16 protein-coding genes are annotated in these 14897 nt (G+C 47.0%); 9 read left to right on the forward strand and 7 right to left on the reverse strand.

What is annotated here, in order from left to right:
- Positions 1–57 precede the first annotated feature (57 nt).
- Positions 58–621, reverse strand: a complete 564-nt coding sequence (locus tag OEU88_RS03195; protein ID WP_262693653.1) for a hypothetical protein — start codon at positions 619–621, stop codon at positions 58–60.
- 187 nt (positions 622–808) lie between these two features.
- Between OEU88_RS03195 and OEU88_RS03200 the strand changes: the two genes are divergently transcribed.
- Positions 809–2587 (forward strand): winged helix-turn-helix domain-containing protein, encoded by a 1779-nt coding sequence (locus tag OEU88_RS03200; RefSeq protein WP_262693654.1) that lies wholly within the window; start codon positions 809–811, stop codon positions 2585–2587.
- A gap of 25 nt (positions 2588–2612) precedes the next feature.
- Here OEU88_RS03200 and OEU88_RS03205 read toward each other — a convergent pair whose 3' ends face one another.
- Positions 2613–2831, reverse strand: coding sequence for a DUF3126 family protein (locus OEU88_RS03205; RefSeq protein ID WP_262693655.1), 219 nt, complete (start codon positions 2829–2831; stop codon positions 2613–2615).
- A gap of 167 nt (positions 2832–2998) precedes the next feature.
- Here OEU88_RS03205 and OEU88_RS03210 point away from each other — a divergent pair, with 167 nt between their 5' ends.
- Positions 2999–3397, forward strand: coding sequence for an Hpt domain-containing protein (locus OEU88_RS03210; protein WP_262693656.1), 399 nt, complete (start codon positions 2999–3001; stop codon positions 3395–3397).
- Positions 3398–3481: 84 nt separating this feature from the next.
- Positions 3482–3682 carry a hypothetical protein gene (locus OEU88_RS03215; RefSeq protein ID WP_262693657.1) on the forward strand — a complete coding sequence of 67 codons (201 nt, stop codon included), beginning with the start codon at positions 3482–3484 and terminating at the stop codon, positions 3680–3682.
- Between the two features lie 19 nt (positions 3683–3701).
- On the opposite strand, the gene OEU88_RS03220 is transcribed toward OEU88_RS03215, so the two are convergent.
- Positions 3702–5753 carry an HD domain-containing phosphohydrolase gene (locus tag OEU88_RS03220; protein WP_262693658.1) on the reverse strand — a complete coding sequence of 684 codons (2052 nt, stop codon included), beginning with the start codon at positions 5751–5753 and terminating at the stop codon, positions 3702–3704.
- Positions 5754–5967: 214 nt separating this feature from the next.
- On the opposite strand from OEU88_RS03220, the gene OEU88_RS03225 reads away from it, so the two are divergent.
- Positions 5968–6690: a transglutaminase-like cysteine peptidase gene (locus OEU88_RS03225; protein WP_262693659.1), complete on the forward strand. Its 723-nt coding sequence runs from the start codon at positions 5968–5970 to the stop codon at positions 6688–6690.
- A 17-nt stretch (positions 6691–6707) separates the two neighbouring features.
- Here OEU88_RS03225 and OEU88_RS03230 read toward each other — a convergent pair whose 3' ends face one another.
- From OEU88_RS03230 to OEU88_RS03240, 3 genes are all read right to left on the reverse strand, one after another.
- Positions 6708–7256, reverse strand: a complete 549-nt coding sequence (locus tag OEU88_RS03230) for an ActR/PrrA/RegA family redox response regulator transcription factor (RefSeq protein WP_262693660.1) — start codon at positions 7254–7256, stop codon at positions 6708–6710.
- 18 nt (positions 7257–7274) lie between these two features.
- Positions 7275–8600, reverse strand: a complete 1326-nt coding sequence (locus tag OEU88_RS03235; RefSeq protein ID WP_262693661.1) for an ActS/PrrB/RegB family redox-sensitive histidine kinase — start codon at positions 8598–8600, stop codon at positions 7275–7277.
- A gap of 128 nt (positions 8601–8728) precedes the next feature.
- Positions 8729–9298, reverse strand: coding sequence for an ankyrin repeat domain-containing protein (locus tag OEU88_RS03240; RefSeq protein WP_262693662.1), 570 nt, complete (start codon positions 9296–9298; stop codon positions 8729–8731).
- A gap of 179 nt (positions 9299–9477) precedes the next feature.
- On the opposite strand from OEU88_RS03240, the gene OEU88_RS03245 reads away from it, so the two are divergent.
- The 4 genes from OEU88_RS03245 to OEU88_RS03260 all read left to right on the forward strand — a co-directional run bounded on the left by OEU88_RS03245 (position 9478) and on the right by OEU88_RS03260 (position 11860).
- A complete protein-coding gene (locus tag OEU88_RS03245; RefSeq protein WP_262693663.1) occupies positions 9478–10074 on the forward strand; it encodes an SCO family protein in 597 nt (198 codons plus the stop codon).
- Positions 10075–10102: 28 nt separating this feature from the next.
- Positions 10103–10531, forward strand: coding sequence for a YcgN family cysteine cluster protein (locus OEU88_RS03250; protein ID WP_262693664.1), 429 nt, complete (start codon positions 10103–10105; stop codon positions 10529–10531).
- Complete coding sequence (locus OEU88_RS03255; RefSeq protein ID WP_262693665.1) at positions 10531–11271, forward strand: M48 family metallopeptidase; 741 nt, start codon at positions 10531–10533, stop codon at positions 11269–11271. The genes OEU88_RS03250 and OEU88_RS03255 overlap by 1 nt, the downstream gene beginning before the upstream one ends.
- 259 nt (positions 11272–11530) lie before the next feature.
- Entirely contained in the window at positions 11531–11860 is a 330-nt protein-coding gene (locus OEU88_RS03260; protein ID WP_262693666.1) for an SdpI family protein, read from the forward strand.
- A 195-nt stretch (positions 11861–12055) separates the two neighbouring features.
- On the opposite strand, the gene OEU88_RS03265 is transcribed toward OEU88_RS03260, so the two are convergent.
- Positions 12056–14002 carry a transglycosylase domain-containing protein gene (locus OEU88_RS03265; RefSeq protein ID WP_262693667.1) on the reverse strand — a complete coding sequence of 649 codons (1947 nt, stop codon included), beginning with the start codon at positions 14000–14002 and terminating at the stop codon, positions 12056–12058.
- Between the two features lie 250 nt (positions 14003–14252).
- On the opposite strand from OEU88_RS03265, the gene OEU88_RS03270 reads away from it, so the two are divergent.
- Positions 14253–14825, forward strand: coding sequence for a TetR/AcrR family transcriptional regulator (locus OEU88_RS03270; RefSeq protein ID WP_262693668.1), 573 nt, complete (start codon positions 14253–14255; stop codon positions 14823–14825).
- Positions 14826–14897: the final 72 nt, after the last annotated feature.

Below are 14897 nucleotides of genomic sequence, written 5' to 3' on the forward strand. Positions count from 1 at the left end.
GGCAGAAATTGAAACGGTAATTGAGAGAAAACCGTTTCAATGTGCTTATTGGTAGGGTTATTTTTTCTTTGTCATTGTTTCTGTAATAAACACGGGCCATTCGTGTGCGGCTTGTGTCCCTCTGTTAAGGCGCATGGTCATTGTGATTTCGTCTTCACTGATTGCCCACTCTTCGGATACACGTGGACCGCTGCTACCATCGCCGCCGTATATGTAGCCACGAATCATCATCGTGCCATTTGATTTATCAAGATAGGCATCGCCAACTTTTCTGCCTACCGGAAGCTGGAAAACTGTCGTTTCTTCAAACTGTTTTGTGCGTGCATTGTAGTTAAAATAGGTCTCGAGGTCTCGTGCTTGTCCGTTTGCAGCTTCGCCTGCAAATATAGATTTCGTCGAACATTTTATATAGGTATCACGCAAGGTATAGGCGCATGAACGTGTACCGTTTGCCTTGTTGCCATTGGCGTAACTGGTTTCCAGTATCCATTCTCCCACAAGGAAATTCATATCTTGCAGAGATTGGTTTTCATGTGCTTCCTGTGCTGATGCATATGTTGACCCGATAAATACAGATGCTGTTGCGATCAATGCTGTCAGATTAATTCTCTTTTGTTTCATGATGACTGTTCCTGCAATAATGGAATTTATTACGACCACTGGCCGATGTGCCATGTGGCACATAAATTTCCTTAAGCGGGGCTTTGTTTAAAGTCCTCACGGTGACCTCAAGAAAACATCAAGAAATAGAATTGTTCGGAATTTAGTGGCAGACTGAATTGAAACAAATTTGTGTGACGCATAATTTATGAAATTCAAGGTTGGCGATTGGACTGCGATCGCAACAACAAATGAACTGGCGAAAGGACAAGAGTGTGTGCGCATAGAGGCGCGGGCAATGGATGTGCTTAAGCTATTGTATGAGAACCGCGGCGCGGTGGTATCGAAAAGTGAGCTGATTGATACAGTATGGAAGCTGCAGGTTGTAAGTGACCACTCTATAACAGTTGCTATCAGTAACCTGCGCCGTGCATTGAACGATGATCCCAAAAACCCGAAGTATATCGAGACGATACCTAAGCGGGGGTACCGCCTCCTTGATACTGGCCCCGAGAGAGATGATGTTGACAACGCGCTGGCGCAGCACGGAGCACCAGAAACAGAAAAAGGGGTTCCGTTCTTAATAAAGCAACATGTGCCGAAATGGTTGATGGCATTTGTTGTGTTGTGCCTGATGGCATTAGTGGTTTGGGTTAATTCCGTTTACGAGGCGCCAACTGATTCGCCTCAGTTATTTGTATTGGACACAGAAAACGCCACATCTGATCCAGTGTTAGACCCGCTTGCTGCAACCATTACAGAACTGACGCTCGATACTCTTTCGCAATCAGAAGACATTCAATTGGTTCGCTGGCGGTATGAGCCTGATGACAAGGCATTCTTGAATTATAATGATAATGCCTGGATTTTGACACCGAAACTAGTGGTAGGTGAACGTGGGCCATTGCTAACCATGCAGCTTAAAAGCCACATGACAAATCGAATTCAGTGGTCTACCACCCAGTCCGTGTCTTTGCGTCATTTTCGGCTTGCTGAAGCGACAGCAATGAAAGGTTTGGCAGCAGCACTTGGGTTGACAGTTTCCATAAACCAGCAACCAAGGTTCTCTGCTTTGGCAGAAGAAATGTATTGGCGTGCGCGGTATTTATGGAGTTTGCGACAACGTGACCCTGCAATCCGTGCACAGCAATTACTACTGGAAGTGCTCGAGATTGAGCCTAGTTTTGCACGTGCTCATACCGCACTTGCTGATCTTTATATCTATAAAACTGGCGGGTTTTTCTATGATGCTGAAGTTGATCCTCTTGCTAAAGCAAAGTGGCATATTGAACAAGCCGAACTGTTATCTCCTGCTTCGATCGATTTATTTTTGGCCAAGGCTCATTATGCCCTTTTTGTTAACGGAGAAGCACAGGAGGCCTTAGCCAGTTTGATAAGGGTTGTTGAGTTAGCGCCTAATAATGTCATTGCATGGGTTAGTTACGCCAATGCGCTTGCGTCCGTTGGTAAAATGGAAGACGCGGTAGAGGCAATAACGATTGCGCAGTCTGTTGACCCGATGGATCCTGCTTTGAGGCTGGATAAAGTCTGGATATTATTTTTGGCTGAACGATACGACGAAGCTATTGTTGCAGCAGATGATGCAACAGACCTCGGCATGTCTGGTGATCTATACCGCGGCCTTGTGTGGGGAGCTTCTGGTCAGTACCAAAAGTCTGTAGAGGCCTGGGTAAAACATTTCAAATCTACCACGCCGGCATCAGTACAATTGGCCGCACGTTACAAAAGTGCACTGGAAGCAGTTAATAACGGTGGTCATGCCGCGGCCTACAGCATTCTCGGAGAATTGGTTTCGCCTTCTTCGGCTATCATCAAAGCTATGCTGTATAGTTTAGCTGCTGACTATGAACAGGCACATGCTGTCCTTGAGCAAACAAAGACAGCCGAAAAAAACTGGGTAAAGCTATGGGCTCACCGCGTGCCAGTTTTAAGGCGCATGTATGGATATAATGCGAGTACAGAGTAAACAAGAAACTCACATGTGTACTGGCTTAATAGTTAGTCGGCAGATCTTCTTCAAGCATACACATGGTGAAAGAAAACGATAGCTCGCCTTCGTCTTCATCACGGTAAACAACGCCGATAAATTCATCGCCAAGCAACACTTCAACAGAGTCAGGCGCTTGTGGCCTTCTTACGAGGCGAAACGCGCTATTGTTAAACTTGCGCTGTAGATACGTCTGTACGCGTGCTGTTTCGTTTGGTGTCACCGGAAGCTCCTTGGGATCATGTGATTGCTATTGGTTTATCCAAGGCAGGCTATATATGGCAAGTAAAACTATTCTTTTTGTCTTTTTACTCTGTGTTTGTTTCTGATGGGCATTATATAGTAGGCTGTGATATATGAGCGATTGCAAGGAATGAAAGGCGACTGCACATGTCAGATGAAGATGATTTTGCTTACGCCAATGACCCCGAATTGATTGAACAATTTGTTAATTGGACAACAGAAGCCGTTGAAGAGCTGAAAACAATTGTTTCCAATCTGGCAGGTGATGAAGTCAGCACAGGTGATGCAGCTGTCCGCATCTATGATCTGGCGCATAACATTAAAGGTATGGGAAGTAGCTTTGATTTCCCTTTGATGACCGATGCTGGAAATTCATTGTGTGTTTACATAAAAAACCTGTCGGGTGATCAACCTGTTACCCAGCGTGTTGTGGACGCGCATGTGAAAGTTTTCGAAGTGGTGCTGACACACAAGATACAAGGCAGTGGCGGCGAAAAAGGCGATGCAATTCGTAAGCGATTGGCCGCGATTATCTCTGAAACATAGAGGCTTTGGCCAACAATCTCGTTTCAGGTATTAACCAGCAATAGATGGTTAATAGAATTTGTTAATTGCGCCTTGCAGTGCAGTATGCAGAGCCGAAAGCTGGAGGAGGTATGGCGTAATTTGCCACCTGAAGCTGACGCGCTTGTCCCTTCACGAAGTAGCTTGAAAGTTCACCATATCCCAGACCTTTTACCTGATGTTGCAGATTGGAATGGTCCGCTTGAGTGGATAGATATAGGTGCTGGTGTGGCTGAGCTTCTGTCTTCTGCTTCAGCACACAGTTAAATTGGATTACGTTGAAATCCTAGTCATCTATATCTGGCATTTTTATATAACTTGACCAGCGGTTGCGCCCATCCTTGTTTTCTAGAATGTTTTGCAACGCCGCTACAACGCGCCGCTCATAACGTTTGCCTGTTTCGGCTTGAAGAATGTCGATTGCTTTATCGAAACCAAGGCTTGCGCGGTGTGCCCGTGTTGATACGATTCCGACAAAATCATTCGCGACCGATAAAATACGTGCGCCAGGCTCAATATCTTCAGCCTTATGGCCGTTTGGCTCACCAGAGCCATCCCAATGTTCACGCATTTGGTTAAGTGTCGCGGCAACCGGGCCGGTAAATTCAATGCCAGATAGTAGATTATTGCCTCTGCGCATACTGTCGCGCACCATCAATAACTCATCGTCGGTCAAGGGTGTTTGCTTGGTCAAAATATCGATCGGTACAAATATCTTGCCCAGATTAACAAGTTGTCCGGCAATTTCCATCGTCTCGCATGTTTCTTCATCACAGCCCATTTCCTGAGCAATGGCCGCCGCAACATCTGCAACACGCTCAGAATGGTGCTTGCTCCAGGGGTCACGGGCATCGATGATTTGTGTCAGGGTGCCGATCAACTGATGGAACAAAGCTTCGGATCGTTCGTTTGCTGCTACGAGGTCTGTGATTTCCTGCATTACAAGCAGCACTTGTGCCGATGTGTCACCGCTGGACCGTAACGGCAAGATATCCGTTTTGAATAATCTGTCTTTTGCGATTGCAGTGCTGACCGAAGCAATAGAATCAGGTACCCCTGTTGCGGCGCGCTCAACCTTTCCTCGCAGCAATTCTGCTGTTTCATGATCGAAGATAGTGTCCAGTCGTCTGTTTTCCAGCTCTGTGGCTGGTAGTCCGGCGATTACACCCATTTGTTTGTTTACAAAACGAGCCTTCATGTCGGTATCCATCGCGGCAATTGCTGCTGGCTGATTGTCACTAACGGCGCGTAAAAATACGCTTAAGGACTCGTTTTGCCCAGATAGGGCGGCTTGTTCCTCAAATGACTTTGCAAGTCTGGTTGATACGCCGTGACGCCAGATAAGAATCATAGCGACCGTTAATGCTGTCGCGGCTAACAGTAGTGTAATAAAAAGACTGTTACGTTGTGCGTTGATGTCTGCAAATGCTTCACTTGTTTCGATAGTGCGCACCAGTATCCATGGTACTGGTGTCGATAATTCCCGCCCTGTTACAAGAACGCTGCGACCATCGTAGTTTGTATATTCTCCAAAGCCTCCCGGTGTTCGCGCGGCAAAACTGGCGGCTGGGTCCGTGCGTGCACTCCCAGTTTTTCCGCCGTGTTTTAGCGGAGAAATCGGTGTTACGATTTGCCCTTCGCCCGCTATAACCAGATAGTTTTCGGCTGTGGCGCTATAGTCACCAGGTTGAACAAGGGTCACTAAGAAGTCTTGGTCTAAAGGACGGGCTCCTACAAGCCACGCAGATACATCTAGGTTATTTTCGGCCATGGTGATCGGTGTGCCGACCAGCATTAATGGCGTTTTGTCTGCAAGAGTAGGGCCTAGTTTTACAAAAGACCGTGCTCCAGTAAGGCTTAGCTCTTCAGGTCGCAGCATTGGCATGCCGGCAGATGCAACGAGTATACGCCCTTCGCTATTTACAACAGCAAGGCCAGCCCTGTTGGGCCTTTTAACGTTTGCAGCAACAGTATCTATTGCGCTTTTTTCATGAAAACCGGCGGTCTCTGCCTCGGCAGATAATAAGGAAAAAATATAGCCGTGTTGTGCCTCGGTGCTGTTGGGATCGTTTGCTGCAATGATAGTGTTGGCATAAAGTTGAATGGATGCATCACCTGCAATCTCTTCTACGCTGTTTAAATGTCTGTTGAGCCATTCTGAAACTTCTGCAGTGCGACTATCTGCGATCAGACTCATGCGGGCTTGCCAGTTCTCCAAGCCTTTTTCAGTCTCACCGTCTACAAACTTAAAAATTAAAAAAACGACTAACGATATCACTATAGCAATACCAATAAACGGCATTGCGAGATTGCGAAATGAGATAGCAGGCTGTGACATCGTCTTTCCTTGGGTTACTTACTTAATCAGCTGTTCATGTGCATATGTCACATTTACGATAGGCGCCGAGTTTTGCTTGCCGAATGTTAGGGCGCTATTTACATTTTGTCACCATAATCACGGAAAGATTAACCTGACATAAAAACGCTTAATATTAGGTTATGTTTTCCTGTCGCGTTAAGCGAGACCAATAAATAAGAGAATTCAGAATATCATGCCACGACACATGCGCTTTTTGTTGATTTCACTTTGTTTGCTAGCGGGGTTTTATCCTGTGGGGGCTCAGCAGGCGGGCTTGTTTGGTAGCCGTGAAATTCGTTCAACCAATATGAATTCTTTTGACAAATGGACAGAGCTTTGGCGCAGGCACAATTTGCAGCGAACACAGAACGAGCAAGCGCGTTCACCGGCACGTATGTCGGCTGAAGAAAACTGCCGCGGCCGCAACCGCGTTATATGCAACCGCGATGCTTGGGAAAGCTTTATTGCTGAACAAAATACGGCTATTTCCAGCGAAGCCTCTGCGCAACAGGATTATACACCTGTCACGCCCGAGCTGCTTTCAGCTGTAAATGTCTATATGAACCGTACAACTTATGTTGTTGATCCAGTAAACTGGGGCATTCCTGATTATTGGGCCACACCGGACGAGTTTTTTATGAAGGACGGTGACTGTGAGGACTATGCAATCAGCAAATATATTACGTTAAAAAGGCTTGGTGTTGACCCGTCTTTAATGCGTGTCGTTGTATTGCAGGATGAAAACCTACGCGTTGCACATGCAGTGCTTGCTGTATTTTATAATGGTACATTTTACATTCTGGATAATCAGGTGGACGGGGTTTTGCCACACGAAAAAATTCTTCACTACCGTCCCGTATATTCCATCAATGAATCCGCTTGGTGGTTACATCAGGTACGCCGTTTCTTACGGTAAAAATAACTGGAATGCCATTATTGCGGCGACCGTTTAGCCAAAATACGTTGCAGTGTACGACGGTGCATATTGAGACGGCGAGCTGTCTCCGATACATTGCGGTCACAAAGCTCATACACTCTCTGGATATGTTCCCATTTTACGCGATCAGCAGACATCGGGTTTTCTGGTGGCTGCGGTTTCTCGCCTTCTTCGGTCAGCAATGCCTTTACGATTTCGTCTGGGTCAGCAGGCTTTGCCAGAAAGTCGACTGCCCCTGCTTTTACCGCAGCAACAGCACTGGCTAGATTGCCGTATCCGGTCAAAATAATGATCCTTACATCTGGGCGTAGATGGCGTAATGTTGGTACTAAATCAAGGCCATTGCCGTCTGTCAGTTTCATGTCAAGCACGGCATAACGGGGACGGTGTTCTGCCGCCATCAAACCGGCAAGTTCAACACTTTCTGCTGCAACAACATTAAATCCACGCCGCTCCATGCTAAGCGTGAGGCGTGTTCTGAAGGCTTTATCATCTTCAACGATGAGTAATTTATCATCAGGGTTAATAGATGTTGAGTTCTGCATGATAGGTCCTTCGGTTTATCAGTTTACGTGCAGTTGCGTCTGTGAGGGCTGTCTGTCAGCGGCTTCTGGCCAGCGGATACATGCGCGCGCACCGTTAGTATCAGACGCTGAAAAAGTGAGTGAAGCGCCAACGCGTTCCAATAGTGATTTTGCTATAAAAAGTCCTAAGCCCATACCACCATCACGGCCGGGGGTTAGGCTTCGTGTTGTAACGTATGGTTCGCCCAGTCGTTTGATGATTTGAGGGTCAAAGCCTGGCCCATCATCATCAATTGTTACAATAAGTTCATTGTCAGCAGTATGTGCAGAAATGATAACGCCTGTGCGCGCAAAACCTGCCGCGTTCTCAATAATACTGCGGGTAGCATGAATGATTTCAGGAGCGCGGGTAATTTCAAATTCTGCTGATGGATCAATATCGAAATGAAGATCAACACCGCGGTTTTCATGCGGCCCAGCGGCTTCATGCAATACTGCGGCAACAGACATTGTAATAAAATGACCGCCGTCTCCTGCCGTTTTATGGTCGCGCAATTCTGAAAGGATATCTCTGCAGCGTGTTACTTCATCCAAAATAAGCTGCAGATCAGCACGCGCGTTTTCGTCGCCGTCCCATGTTTCCAGCAGTTCTTTTGCAGCAAGCATGATTGTACCCATAGGTGTGCCAAGCTCGTGAGCCGCCGCTGCCGCCAATGCGCCAATTGCAGCAAGTCTTTGTTCTTGCTCAAGCGCAAACTGGGTGGCGGCAAGCGCTCGTGCGCGCAGTCTGCCCTCGCGACCAACGCGCGCCATATATATGGCCAGGAAAATAAGCGTGAAGCATAAGCTTATCCAAAGCGCCGCTCTGAATAGCGGCGAGACAACTGGCGGCTCACCGTCCCATGGAAGCGGGAACGGCGTATATGCGAGTGCTGTTACAAGCGCAATTGAAAGCCCAATAAGGCCATAAGTTGTTGTGCGGGTCAGCATGGTTGCAGATACAGTGGTTGGCACAAGCATTAAGACTGAAAATGGATTGGCCAGTCCACCTGTTACAAACAGAAGTGCAGCCAAATGAATCAGGTCGAAAGCAAGATGCGCACTTGCTTGTTTGTTGCTTAACCGCCGGTTACCGTCGCGCTGTAATGTCGCCCAAACATTTAACAGGCCGGAAGCAAGAACCAGTGGCACCGTTATTTCTGGCATGACATCAAAGCCAAGCCCAAAACCTACGAGAGCCAACGCAAAAAGCTGACCAGCCAGCCCTAACCACCGAATAGTAATGATTGTATGTAACTGGACACCGCTTTCCGGACCAAAGTCAGGATAGATTTCATTAATACTCTTTTGCGACGTGTACGGCATTATGGATCATTATATCCAATTGGTAAGTTGATCGTGTCAGAAACCCTTTTACATGGTCAAAAGCAATCAGTGTGACAATTAGCGCAGTGTATTAGTGTTTTTATTGAGCCGAAATCTAGAATTGAGATTTAATATGTTGCACCGGCATCCTGAAGCAGCCTTATGAAGCGCCTAGATTTGCTCAGTTTTGCGTATTCCAGTGCTGTTTTCCCTGTTAGATCCTGAACGTTCGGGTCGGCACCAGCTTCGATCAATGCCTGCGCTGTTTTAAATTTACGCCCCCTTACGGCTTTCATCAATGCGGTTTCCTGACCAATGTCAGCGCGGTTAGGGTCAGCGTTGTAGGTTAATAGTAGTTTTACTGCGTTTGTGTCGCCAGCTGTAGACCGGATCATCAAGGCCGTTTCACCGCGCAACCGGTCACCAAGATTAACATTTGCACCGCCATCCAGCAGCGCTTTAATGATAGCGATATTGCCTGTTTGTGCCGCGAGAACAATAGCTGGCATACCATCGCTGCGCCTGCGTGTATCCGGAGACACGCCTTTTTGGAGCGTGTTGTTCAGATCCTGCACTTCTTGGCGGTCAATTGCTTTTAATAAATCGTATTGAGGCGATTGTGCCGATACAGAAAAGCTAATCAGTAAGGCAGAAATCACGACCATGATTTGAGACAGAAAACGTGTAATGAAAGTCATTGTTACTCCGAGCAATTAACAAGCCGATGATATATGCGGCGTTTTGTTCATTCATCATATGCTCCTTTTTGTCGCAGGAGCCGTGACAAAGCACTAGCATATTTCTATAACGAAGGCCGTATCACAAGTGTAAATGGCGTTGCCGTCACGGCAGGTAGATCAAATTTTGGAGAGATGTGATGAAAATGGTGCGTTTTGCGCTCTGGATTGTTGTCGCGTTAGTGCTTGTTGGCGTTGGTAGCCGTTTTTTTCTGCAAAACGACGGGCCTGCTTTAACAAGCGGACCTGGTGGCAATTTTACATTGACATCTCATACTGGTGAAGTTGTTTCCAATACCGATTTTGATAACCAGTATATGTTGATTTATTTCGGTTATAGCTTTTGCCCTGATGTTTGTCCGCTGGATTTGCAGAAGATGTCAGTAGCTTTATACCAGCTTGAAGAAGAGGGGTATGACACCACGCCCATTCAACCTATTTTCATTACTATAGACCCTGAGCGTGACACGGTGGAGGAGTTAGCGAGCTTTATGCCTGATTTCCACCCTCGCCTTATTGGTTTAACAGGAACTCCTGCTGAAATTGCTGATGTTGCACGTAAATATAAAGTATATTACGCCAAACGCGAACAGCCGGGCACAGATAGCTACTTGATGGATCATCAGGCGTATCAATTTGTCATGGGCCCGGGCGGCGAGTTTTTGCGGATATTTTCTTCGCGGGATAAACCGCAAGACATAGCTGCTGCTTTCGGATCTATTTTAGAAAAGCGTTAAACCAACAGATACAGGGCCTGATCAAACCATGGGTTTTTGGGAAGAAAAATCACTAACCGAGATGAATCGCACTGAGTGGGAAAGCCTGTGTGACGGATGTGGTAAATGCTGTTTGCATAAGCTGGAAGATGATGAGACCGGCGAAATTCATTACACAGACGTCGCTTGTCGGTTTTTGGATCCTGAAACCATCAAATGCGGTAAATATCTGACGCGGCAACGGTACGTCGGCAATTGCGTAGTCATGAGTGTTGATCTGCTTGATAAACTGCCATGGATGCCAAGTACGTGCGCATACAGATTGTTGTATGAAGGCAAGCCACTGTATGACTGGCACCCGCTTGTCAGCGGTGACCCAGACAGTGTTCATAAGGCGAGGCAATCGGCTAAAGGGCGCAGTATTGACGAACGAATTGCCGGTGATTTTGAAGACCATCTAGTCGAATGGCCAGCATAATGACGGCTGTTGATCGCAGCTTAAATTATGTGAATATTTCCGGTGAGCAGGTACCTTTATCTCTGCGGCGCAATGCCCGGGCCAAACGGATGATTTTAAGGGTTGATCGTTTATCTGGTGATATAAAGGTTACCTTGCCCCCACGTGCTTCACAAAAAGCAGTTCGTGACTTCATAGCGCAACATATTGGCTGGATTGAGCGTGAGCGTAGTAAACAAAATGCAGCTTTAGTTATCGCTAATGGCATGCTTATGCCGTTTATGGGTGCGCAAAGCCAGCTGGTTTTTTCTGGTGTGCCACCGCGCAAGATCAGTGTGGAGAACGAACAAATTGTTGTTGGTGGTCCTATCGATCAGGCTCCGGCCCGCCTTGAGCGTTGGTTGCGTGCGGAAGCAAAACGCGTGCTTACTACAGATGCAAGGGACTATGCTGACCAATTGGGGGTAACATTTCAGCGTATCAGTATCGGAGATATGAAAACGCGGTGGGGGAGCTGTTCCAGCAAGGGAACGCTCAAGTTCAGTTGGCGGCTTGTGCTGGCTCCAGAAATGGTGCGGCGATATGTTGCTGCACATGAAGTGGCGCATTTGTTGGAGATGAATCATTCAGAGCGGTTTTGGCAACATGTGGCAAAGTGTATGCCCGACTTTGCTTCGCATCGTCGCTGGTTAAAGAAGGAAGGTAGCCAATTGATGGATTTGCAATTTAAGAATCTGATTGATGGATCATTAAATTATTGAAATATGTAGATAATGTTTTCAATGGAAACCCTGTGTAGGCCCTATGATTTGAAAATCCTATTTTATAACCCGCGGAGCATAAACTATGAAACTTAGCTTGTGTTTGTGTCCAAATTACTTCCCTGATGACCCCATTAAGGATGATTTAGGTGGTAATCGGGGAACCTAAGTGTGATACGCTGGGAAAAAGCGGCTTTCGTTAGCTATGCATGCAGCAAGGTTGACCTTTGGAATTTTTGGAAATTAACGCGGCAATAATATGAACCTTTTAGTTTTTATGACTTATATGTCCTATTTGATTTGTACGGTTTTTATCGCCATGGGCATACCACTGGCGCTGGATAAGGTGGCACCCAATCACTGGTATGGCTTTAGAACACAACGGACCTTGGAGAGTGTTGAGGTTTGGTATTCTGTAAACAACATAGGCGGCAAATCGTTTATAGTCGCAGGTATAATATCAGCGATAATAGTGTTTATGTTGCAAAGATACTGGAGTGCGGATTTGTCAGTTAAAGCATATGTAATCTTCAGTATACCAATTGTACTTGGACTTGCTGGTATAGTATATGCTTTTAAAGTGGGATGACATTCGCAAGCTTTTCCAAGTGTAGTTATAAAAACTGCTGATTTTAAGTCGCCTATCAGTAGTTTCTCAGTCACTGTAATTTTTGACTCATGGAAACTTGATCATAAGCCTCAAATAATCTAAACGCAAAATCTACTAGGAGAGCGCTTTTAATGTTTAGTTGCGAGAGCAGGATTTGAATCTACGGCCTTCAGATTAAGAGCCTGAGCCCCCAAACAATCGACTGAGGAAGCTTCTTTTCTTCTTTTTCTGGGCCGTTTGAATTTGTTCTACTGGCTGTTCATCGTATGTGGCTTGGCTGGCGGCGGCACTGTATATGCCGGCATCAGCAAGTAGTGGCCTCACAGGTTGCGCGGCGCTCGCTTCAACCATGAAATCATGCCATATGCGCGCAGGTAGTCCGCCACCTGTAACATTTTTCATGGGATCGCCATTGTCATTGCCGACCCAGACAATCGCTGTGATGTCACTGGTGAAACCTGCAAATACAGCGTCGCGGCTGTCTTGTGATGTGCCTGATTTGCCTGCTGCTGGCCTGTCAATTGCTGCATTGCGACCAGAGCCCCAAAGAACAACGCTTGCCATCATGTCTGTCATGTCTTTAATCACCGGATATGTCACAACGGCGCGCGGTATTTGGGGCCTTCGCCGATACAGTACTTCGCCTTCCAAAGTTGATATCTCAACGATGCTGTATGGCTTGGCCAAATGCCCACCATTTGCAACTGTGGCGTAACTGCCGGCCAGGTCGATCAATTTCACTTCTTCGGTTCCGAGCGGTAGGCTCGGTACGGGGCTGACATTGGTGGAAATGCCGAGGCGACGAGCTACTTCAGCGCTTTTTTCCCGACCAATGTTTTCGGAAATTTGTACAGCTACAGTGTTGATTGAGCGTGCGAAGGCCTCTTGTGCACTCATTTCGCCGTTAAATTTCTTGGTATAGTTCTGTGGTGCCCAGTCACCGACGACAGTGGGGCGATCATTAAACCGGTCCGCCGGTTTAATACCAGACTCTAAGGCGGCAAGATAAGTAAAGAGCTTGAATGCTGAACCTGGTTGCCGTTCTGCTTGAGTGACCCGGTTATATTGGCTTTGGCCATAATTGCGGCCACCAACCATGGCACGAACTGCACCATCAAGGTCGATTGCAACCAGCGCGCCCTGATTGGCATTTTGCCTCTGGCCTTCTCCGCTTAAACCTCGTTCAACAGCAAGAGCGGCTGCGCGCTGCAGGCTCGGGTCCAGTGTTGTGTATATGACAAATGATTTCCCGTGTGCATTGGGAACAAGGCGGCGCGCTTCACTTTCTGCCCAGTCGGTATAGTAACGCACATTGCGCCCTGCAATTGCCGTTTTGATAGCGGGCGGCTCGGTCCTGATTTTTTGTTCTGCTTCACTACTCAGTAGTTCGGCGTCTACCATTGCGCCGAGCACTACCTTTGCACGCTTCCATGCGCCTTCAGGGTTTATGTGTGGTGCTAACCGTGAGGGGGCTTTTACAAGGCCTGCGATAAGAGCTGATTCTGCAATTGAGAGGTTTGTGGCGGCATGCCCGAAGAATTTGCGTGACGCTGCATCAATGCCGTATGTCCCGCCGCCAAAATAGACGCGGTTAAGATACAGCGTGAGAATTTGTTCTTTTGTGAATTTTTGTTCGATCCAGAGCGCAAGCAGTAATTCCTGTGCTTTTCGTTTGATCGTGCGCTCATTCGATAAAAACAGGTTTTTTGCCAGTTGTTGTGTGATCGTGCTGCCGCCAGCCCTTACACCGCCAGCTCTGATATTTGATAACACTGCGCGGGCAAGGCCGCGAACGTCGATGCCGCCATGCTCAAAGAAGTGACGGTCCTCGACGGCAGTGAATGCATTGATTAAAGACTGAGGTGTCGCGCGAAAGGATATCCAATCGCCGTAAATCGGACCTGTGCGTACCAGTGTAGCTCCGTTTGCGGCCTTAACGACAACGGCTGTATCATTAATGCCTGGTGCCGGCAGGTTCTCCAGGTCAGGCATATCAAGCGATAGCACAGCGATTAATATAACGCCGAGAATAACACCCCAAACACCTGCAACAGCACTGCCGTATGCAAGGCGGTAGAAAAGTGACCTTTTTTCTTGGGACGCAGATGTAGATTTGTTCACCGCAGAATTACCTCGCGGTGGTGATTTCTTTTGTTTGCGCTGTTGCGCTTTTTTATTTTTTGAAGGAGTCAAAAACCTTGGCCAAATAACTTTTTACGCTGCTAGATCAGTGTGTCTCTGTCGTGTATCTCTATCATGATATGTAATTACGGCAAAGTTTGGATGACAAATATAGCCTATTTATTTAAATGTTAAATCATGGTTTATTTATTACCGAACGTTTGGTAGTAAATAAACCATGAGGTAATTTATGGCGCGACCAGCAAAACATCGTCGTGATATTTTACTCGAAAAACTGTCAGGTATTTTTCGACTCTACGGCTATGACGGGGCAAGCATGTCTGTTCTGTCCTCAGCGTCCGGTTTGTCGAAGGCCAGTCTCTACCATCATTTTCCGGGCGGCAAACAAGAGATGGCTGAAAAAGTGCTAGGCGAAGAAGGGAAGCGCCTTCAAAGGTTGGTTTTGGAGCCTTTCGATGCACATTTGCGTGCGAGCAATGCGCTTATAAACAGTCTTCAGGGCGTGGGACAGTTCTACGATGGGGACCAGCCATCCTGCTTAATGAACAGTGTTATGCATGGCACTGGTGTCGCTCTTTTTGGGCAGGGTATCGAAAGCGTGGTTTCTGCATGGTTGCGCCGTTATGCTGATGCTTACACAGAAATATGTGGTGATCGTCTGGAAGGTGATGAATGGGCTGCATATGCGCTTGAACGTATTCAGGGCGCCCTAATTTTGTCTCGCGTGAAAAGCGAGCGAAAATTCTTGATGCGATGCCTTGACGAGTTACAGGGTGATGTTGCTATTGTCGCTGCGGCGTAAAGCAGCTCGTACTTTATAGCTAATTGCGATCCAAAGCGTGGCTTTCAGTTAATATATTTATTCGATTTTCTC

It is taken from the genome of Kordiimonas aquimaris (genome assembly GCF_025574485.1).
GTDB classification, from domain to species: Bacteria; Pseudomonadota; Alphaproteobacteria; order Sphingomonadales; family Kordiimonadaceae; genus Kordiimonas; species Kordiimonas aquimaris.

Coding starts and splice junctions, on each gene's coding strand:
- OEU88_RS03210 (WP_262693656.1), top strand. CDS start 2,999: ATGTCAGATGAAGATGATTTTGCTTACGCCAATGACCCCGAATTGATT.
- OEU88_RS03240 (WP_262693662.1), bottom strand. CDS start 9,298: ATGACTTTCATTACACGTTTTCTGTCTCAAATCATGGTCGTGATTTCT.
- OEU88_RS03260 (WP_262693666.1), top strand. CDS start 11,531: ATGAACCTTTTAGTTTTTATGACTTATATGTCCTATTTGATTTGTACG.
- OEU88_RS03235 (WP_262693661.1), bottom strand. CDS start 8,600: ATGCCGTACACGTCGCAAAAGAGTATTAATGAAATCTATCCTGACTTT.
- OEU88_RS03195 (WP_262693653.1), bottom strand. CDS start 621: ATGAAACAAAAGAGAATTAATCTGACAGCATTGATCGCAACAGCATCT.
- OEU88_RS03225 (WP_262693659.1), top strand. CDS start 5,968: ATGCCACGACACATGCGCTTTTTGTTGATTTCACTTTGTTTGCTAGCG.
- OEU88_RS03230 (WP_262693660.1), bottom strand. CDS start 7,256: ATGCAGAACTCAACATCTATTAACCCTGATGATAAATTACTCATCGTT.
- OEU88_RS03245 (WP_262693663.1), top strand. CDS start 9,478: ATGAAAATGGTGCGTTTTGCGCTCTGGATTGTTGTCGCGTTAGTGCTT.
- OEU88_RS03215 (WP_262693657.1), top strand. CDS start 3,482: ATGCAGAGCCGAAAGCTGGAGGAGGTATGGCGTAATTTGCCACCTGAA.
- OEU88_RS03220 (WP_262693658.1), bottom strand. CDS start 5,753: ATGTCACAGCCTGCTATCTCATTTCGCAATCTCGCAATGCCGTTTATT.
- OEU88_RS03255 (WP_262693665.1), top strand. CDS start 10,531: ATGACGGCTGTTGATCGCAGCTTAAATTATGTGAATATTTCCGGTGAG.
- OEU88_RS03200 (WP_262693654.1), top strand. CDS start 809: ATGAAATTCAAGGTTGGCGATTGGACTGCGATCGCAACAACAAATGAA.
- OEU88_RS03270 (WP_262693668.1), top strand. CDS start 14,253: ATGGCGCGACCAGCAAAACATCGTCGTGATATTTTACTCGAAAAACTG.
- OEU88_RS03250 (WP_262693664.1), top strand. CDS start 10,103: ATGGGTTTTTGGGAAGAAAAATCACTAACCGAGATGAATCGCACTGAG.